This is a genomic window from Streptomyces sp. NPDC059456 (assembly GCF_042750055.1).
GTDB lineage: Bacteria > Actinomycetota > Actinomycetes > Streptomycetales > Streptomycetaceae > Streptomyces.
Genome location: NZ_JBHYVA010000596.1, coordinates 1 through 5,390, shown reverse-complemented (window position 1 = coordinate 5,390; position 5,390 = coordinate 1). Strand labels below are relative to the sequence as shown.

Here is a 5,390-nt window from a genome sequence, read left to right as displayed (position 1 = left end):
CCCCGCACCTGATCGTCAGGTGCGGGGCCGGTCCCGTTCCGTCCGGGCCCGTTAGGCCTGACGGGTGACGGCGGCGTTCGCGCGGCGCAGGAAGCGGCGCAGCGCGGCGATGTCGAACTGGACCACCGCGACCCCCTCGGGGGAGTGGAACTCGACGACCGCCTGGACGCGCCCGCACGGCCAGACGCGGACGTCGCCGGTGCCGGTCGGGGCCTGGAGGCCCGCTTCGAGGAGGGCCCGGGGGAAGACCCACTCGTTGTCGGTGCCCTCGGGGGAGAGGCCGGCGGGGAAGACGACCCGTACGGCGAGCGGCTCGGCGGGGGCGAAGCGCAGGGCGACGGGGATCTTCCGGAAGAGCGGGTCGTCGCTGATCACGCGGGCGGTGACGCGGTCCTCGACGACGACGGCGGCGACGGCGGTCGTGGCGACGGCGGTGGCGGCACCGGTGGCCGCTGCCGTCGTGGGGGGATTCTCGGCGGTGGCTGGCACGACAAGACTCCTCTAATCGGAACATATGCGTCCGTAGTGCCCCCAGCCTCGCACATTCCCGCGAATCCGCGCGGCCGTATTTGTGCTGTGGACGCTCTTGCCAACTATTTGCAACTGGGCACTATTCTTGAGCGGCTAAAGATTTTGTCAGCTCAACGACCGCAGGAAGCGGAGCACCCCCATGCATGTGCCCGACGGCTTCATCGATGCCCCCGTCTCCATCGCCGCAGGTGTCGCAGCCGCGGGCGCGGTGGCCGTCAGCCTCCGCGGCGCCCGCCGGGAACTCGACGAGCGGGCCGCCCCGCTCGCCGGGCTCGTCGCGGCGTTCATCTTCGCCGTCCAGATGCTGAACTTCCCCGTCGCCGCCGGCACCAGCGGACACCTGCTCGGCGGAGCCCTCGCCGCGATCCTCGTCGGCCCCTATACGGGTGTCCTGTGCGTGTCCGTGGTCCTGCTGATGCAGGGCGTCCTGTTCGCCGACGGCGGCCTGACCGCCCTCGGCGTCAACGTCATGAACATGGCCGTCGTGACCGTGGTCGTCGCCTACGCCGTCTTCCGCGGCCTGCTGAAGCTCCTGCCCGACACCCGGCGCTCGGTCACCGTCGCCGCCTTCGCCGGAGCACTGCTCTCGGTGCCCGGCGCGGCCGTCATGTTCACCCTTCTGTACGCCCTCGGCGGGACCACCGACGTCCCGCTCGGCAAGGTGTTCACCGCCATGGTCGGCGTGCACGTCCTCATCGGCATCGGCGAGGCCGTCATCACCGCCGCGACCGTGGGCGCCGTCCTCGCCGTACGGCCGGACCTGGTGCACGGGGCGCGCGGGCTGGCCGCGCCGCTGAAGCTGCGCGTCGGCGGCGAGCTGGTCGACGCCCCGGCCGCCGCACCGGCCCCGGCGCCCGCCACCGCCCGGTCCACGAAGCCGGTGTGGGTCACCGGCCTGGTCACCGCCCTCGTGCTGGCCGGCTTCGTCTCCTTCTACGCCTCCTCCAGCCCCGACGGCCTGGAGAAGGTCGCCGCCGACAAGGGCATCGACCAGAAGGTGAAGGAGCACGCCACCGCCGACTCCCCGCTCGCCGACTACAGCGTCAAGGACATCGGCGACGCCCGCCTCTCCGGCGGCCTCGCCGGCGTCATCGGCGTCGGCGCGACCGTCGCCGTCGGCACCGGGATCTTCTGGACCGTGCGCCGCCGGCGCGCGCAGGACCTGCCGGCCGCCTCCGCCTCCTCGACCGCGTCCGCGGCGGTCTGAGATGGGCGCGGGCCACGCCCACAAGCTCTACCGGCACGGCCACTCGCCGATCCACGCCCTGCCGCCGCACTGCAAGCTGGCCGCGGCCTTCGGCTTCGTCGTGGTCGTCGTGTCCACACCGCGCGAGGCGGTGTGGGCCTTCGGCCTGTACGCCGTCCTGATCGCGGCGGTCACCGCGGCCGCCCGGATCCCGGCCGGCTTCCTGCTGCGGCGGCTGCTGATCGAGGTCCCGTTCGTGGCCTTCGCCGTGCTCATGCCGTTCGTGGCGCAGGGCGAGCGGGTGGAGGTGCTCGGCATGTCGCTCAGCGTCCCGGGCCTGTGGGGCGCCTGGAACGTCCTGGCCAAGGGCACGCTCGGGGTCGCCGCCTCCGTCCTGCTCGCCTCGACCACCGAACTGCGCGCGCTGCTGCTCGGGCTCCAGCGGCTCAAGCTGCCGCCGCTGCTCGTGCAGATCGCCTCGTTCATGATCCGGTACGGCGACGTGATCACCGACGAGCTGCGCAGGATGTCCATCGCCCGCCGCTCGCGCGGCTTCGAGGCCAGCGGCATCCGGCACTGGGGGGTGCTGGCCAAGACCGCCGGAGCCCTGTTCATCCGCTCCTACGAGCGCGGCGAGCGGGTCCACCTCGCGATGGTCAGCCGCGGCTACGCCGGCTCGATGCCGGTGATCGACGACGTCGTGGCCACCCGCGCCCAGTGGGCGTACGCGGCCGCACTCCCGGCGACGGCCCTCGCCGTCTGTCTGATGGGATGGACCCTGTGACCCCTGCGCCCGCTCCCGCCTCTCCCACGCCCCCGCCCGCTCCCGCCTCGCTGGAGGTGGCCGGCCTCGCGTACGCCTACCCCGACGGGCACCAGGCCCTCTTCGGGGTGGACCTGACCGTCGGACAGGGCGAGCGGGTGGCCCTCCTCGGCCCCAACGGCGCCGGCAAGACCACGCTGGTCCTGCACCTCAACGGCATCCTCGGCGGCGGTGTCGGCACCGTGACGGTGGCCGGGCTGCCGGTCGAGAAGCGCAACTTCGCCGAAGTCCGGCGCAGGGTCGGCATCGTCTTCCAGGACCCCGACGACCAGCTGTTCATGCCGACCGTGCGCGAGGATGTGGCCTTCGGCCCGGCCGCCGCCGGACTGCGCGGCCCCGAACTGGAGGCGCGGGTCCACGAGGCGCTGGCCCTGGTCGGCATGGAGGCCTTCGCGGACCGGCCGCCGCACCACCTGTCCTTCGGGCAGCGCCGCCGGGTCGCGGTGGCGACCGTACTGGCCATGCGGCCGGAGATCCTGGTCCTGGACGAGCCCTCGTCCAACCTGGACCCGGCGTCACGGCGCGAGCTCGCCGACATCCTGCGCTCGCTGGACGTCACGGTGCTGATGGTCACCCACGACCTGCCGTACGCGCTGGAGCTGTGCCCGCGGTCGGTGATCCTCAGCGACGGTGTCATCGCGGCCGACGGGCGCACCCAGGACCTGCTGTGCGACGGGGAGCTGATGCGGGCGCACCGTCTGGAGCTCCCCTTCGGCTTCGACCCGCGCTCCGTGTCGGTGGCATAGGCGCGGCACAAGGCGTGGCATAAGTCGGACCAGGTGATTGTTGGACCGCTCGTGAACATCCAGGGTGAGGTGGCGGCCGGCTTCGAGGCCGTCCGGGACGCTTTCGTACGCAATTTCGAGGTGCTCGGGGACCGGGGCGCGGCGGTCGCCGTGTACCGGGACGGCCGCAAGGTCGTGGACCTGTGGGCGGGCCCCCGGGACGTCGACGGCGCAGCGGGCGGGCCCTGGGAGGCGGGCACCGCGCAGGTGGTGCGCTCGGCCACCAAGGGCGTGGCGGCCGTCGTTCCGCTGCTGCTGCACCAGCGAGGACTGCTCGACCTGGACGCGCCCGTGGCGGCGTACTGGCCGGAGTTCAAGGCGGGCGGCAAGGAGCGCGCGCTGGTCCGGGACCTGCTCGCGCACCGGGCGGGCGTGCCGGCCCTGGACGTGCCGCTGACGCCCGCCGAGGCCGCGGACGGGCTCTCCGGGGCGCGCGCCGTCGCCGAGCAGCGGGCCTTCTGGGACCCGGGTTCGGACCACGGCTACCACGCGCAGACGTACAGCTGGCTGCTCTCGGAGCTGGTGCTGCGGGTGACCGGGGCCTCGCTGGGCCAGTGGCTCGCGCAGGAGGTCACGGGCCCGCGGGGGCTGGAGTTCTGGATCGGCCTGCCGCAGGCCGAGGCGGAGTCGGGCCGGGTGGGCCGGGTGGGTCCGGTGGACCCGCCGGAGACCGCGGGGGGTCTGCGGACGCGGCCCAAGCGCAACGTCGCGCAGGCGTACGCCGACCCGGAGTCCCTGACCCGGCGGGCGTTCGCCGCGATCACCCCGCTGCCCGACGAGAACGCTCCGGAGTACCGGGCCGCCGAACTCCCGGCGTCGGCGGGCATCGGCACCGCGCGCGGTCTGGCCGGCGTGTACGCGGCGCTGCTGGGCGACACCGAGGACGGCACGCGCCTGTTCACCCCGGACACGCTCCGGCTGGCCGGTACGGAGCTTTCGGCCGGGCCGGACCGGGTACTGGTCGTCAACACCCGCTTCGGCCCCGGGTACATGCTGCACAGTCCGGCGTCCCCGCTGCTGTCCCCGGCGTCCTTCGGGCATCCGGGGCGCGGCGGGTCGCTGGCCTTCGCGGACGTGGAGGCGGGGATCGGCTTCGGCTACGTGACCAACGCCCACGCCAAGTCGGTCACGGCCGACCCCCGGGCCCAGGCGCTGGTCCGGGCGGTCAAGGCCTCCCTCTGAGGGACCGGGGGCCGGCCTGCGGTCCCCGGCCCCGGCTCCCTCCCGGGCCCCGCCGTCCCTCAGGACGCGGACAGCACCGAGGCCACGATCGGGCCCGCCGCGTCGCCGCCGTGGCCGCCGGCCTCGACCATCGCCGCCGCGGCCACGTCGTCGCTGTATCCGGCGAACCAGCTGTCCGGGCTGCCCGCGCCGTCGACCTCCGCCGAGCCGGTCTTGGCGCCCTTGTCGCCGCCGACCGAGGACATCGCGGCCGCGCCCGTCCCGCTGGTCGCCGTCAGCCGCATCATGGAGAGCAGTTGCTTCTGCACCGAGGCCTTCATGGGCCGCGCCGCCGTCGCGACCGTCCGGCCGTCGAGGTCCGCGGGGACCAGCAGCGGCTGGTGGAACCGGCCGGCGCGCGCCGTGGCCGTGATGGACGCGACGTTCAGCGGGTTCATGGTGACCTGGCCCTGCCCGATGTACGCGGCGGCCGCCGCGGCGCCCGAGGCCTCGGGGACCTTGCCGTCGACGGACTTGACGCCCGTCTTCCAGTCCAGGCCGATGCCGAAGACCTCCCGGGCCTCCTTGGAGAGCGCCGCGTCGTCCTTGACGTCGTCGATCTCCTTGATGAAGGCGGTGTTGCAGGACTTGGCGAAGGCGGTCGCGAAGCTCGCGCCCGGCAGCTCGAAGTTGTTCAGGTTGTGGAAGGTGCGGCCGCCCCACTGGGCTTCCTTGACGCACTCCGCCGGCCGGTCGGCCGCCACCACGCCCCGGTCGAGCAGCATCGCCCCCGTCACGATCTTCATCGTCGAGCCGGGGGCCCGTGCTCCCCACATCGCCGCGTTGTAGCCGTCCGTCCGGTGGTTGGCCACCGCCAGGACGTGTCCGTTGCTCGGCTGGACGG

6 protein-coding genes are annotated in these 5,390 nt (G+C 73.7%); 4 read left to right on the top strand and 2 right to left on the bottom strand.

The window, feature by feature from the left end; all coding sequences use genetic code 11:
* Positions 1-51: 51 nt before the first annotated feature.
* Positions 52-489 carry an SsgA family sporulation/cell division regulator gene (locus tag ACFXA3_RS34310; protein ID WP_385193440.1) on the bottom strand — a complete coding sequence of 146 codons (438 nt, stop codon included), beginning with the start codon at positions 487-489 and terminating at the stop codon, positions 52-54.
* A gap of 181 nt (positions 490-670) precedes the next feature.
* On the opposite strand from ACFXA3_RS34310, the gene ACFXA3_RS34305 reads away from it, so the two are divergent.
* From ACFXA3_RS34305 to ACFXA3_RS34290, 4 genes are read left to right on the top strand one after another with little or no spacing between them, the layout of a single operon-like run.
* Positions 671-1,738, top strand: coding sequence for an energy-coupling factor ABC transporter permease (locus ACFXA3_RS34305; protein WP_385193437.1), 1,068 nt, complete (start codon positions 671-673; stop codon positions 1,736-1,738).
* 1 nt (position 1,739) lies between these two features.
* Positions 1,740-2,501 (top strand): cobalt ECF transporter T component CbiQ, encoded by a 762-nt coding sequence (gene cbiQ, locus ACFXA3_RS34300; protein WP_385193434.1) that lies wholly within the window; start codon positions 1,740-1,742, stop codon positions 2,499-2,501.
* Positions 2,489-3,286, top strand: coding sequence for an energy-coupling factor ABC transporter ATP-binding protein (locus tag ACFXA3_RS34295; protein WP_385193431.1), 798 nt, complete (start codon positions 2,489-2,491; stop codon positions 3,284-3,286). The genes cbiQ and ACFXA3_RS34295 overlap by 13 nt, the downstream gene beginning before the upstream one ends.
* Before the next feature lie 51 nt (positions 3,287-3,337).
* Positions 3,338-4,507, top strand: coding sequence for a serine hydrolase domain-containing protein (locus ACFXA3_RS34290; protein WP_385193428.1), 1,170 nt, complete (start codon positions 3,338-3,340; stop codon positions 4,505-4,507).
* 59 nt (positions 4,508-4,566) lie between these two features.
* Here ACFXA3_RS34290 and ACFXA3_RS34285 read toward each other — a convergent pair.
* On the bottom strand, positions 4,567-5,390 hold an 824-nt coding region (locus ACFXA3_RS34285; RefSeq protein WP_385193425.1), incomplete at its 5' end, for a penicillin-binding transpeptidase domain-containing protein.

Excerpts from the sequence above, each read along its gene's own strand:
- ACFXA3_RS34305 (WP_385193437.1), top strand. The coding sequence starts at position 671 with ATGCATGTGCCCGACGGCTTCATCGATGCCCCCGTCTCCATCGCCGCA.
- ACFXA3_RS34295 (WP_385193431.1), top strand. The coding sequence starts at position 2,489 with ATGGACCCTGTGACCCCTGCGCCCGCTCCCGCCTCTCCCACGCCCCCG.
- cbiQ (WP_385193434.1), top strand. The coding sequence starts at position 1,740 with ATGGGCGCGGGCCACGCCCACAAGCTCTACCGGCACGGCCACTCGCCG.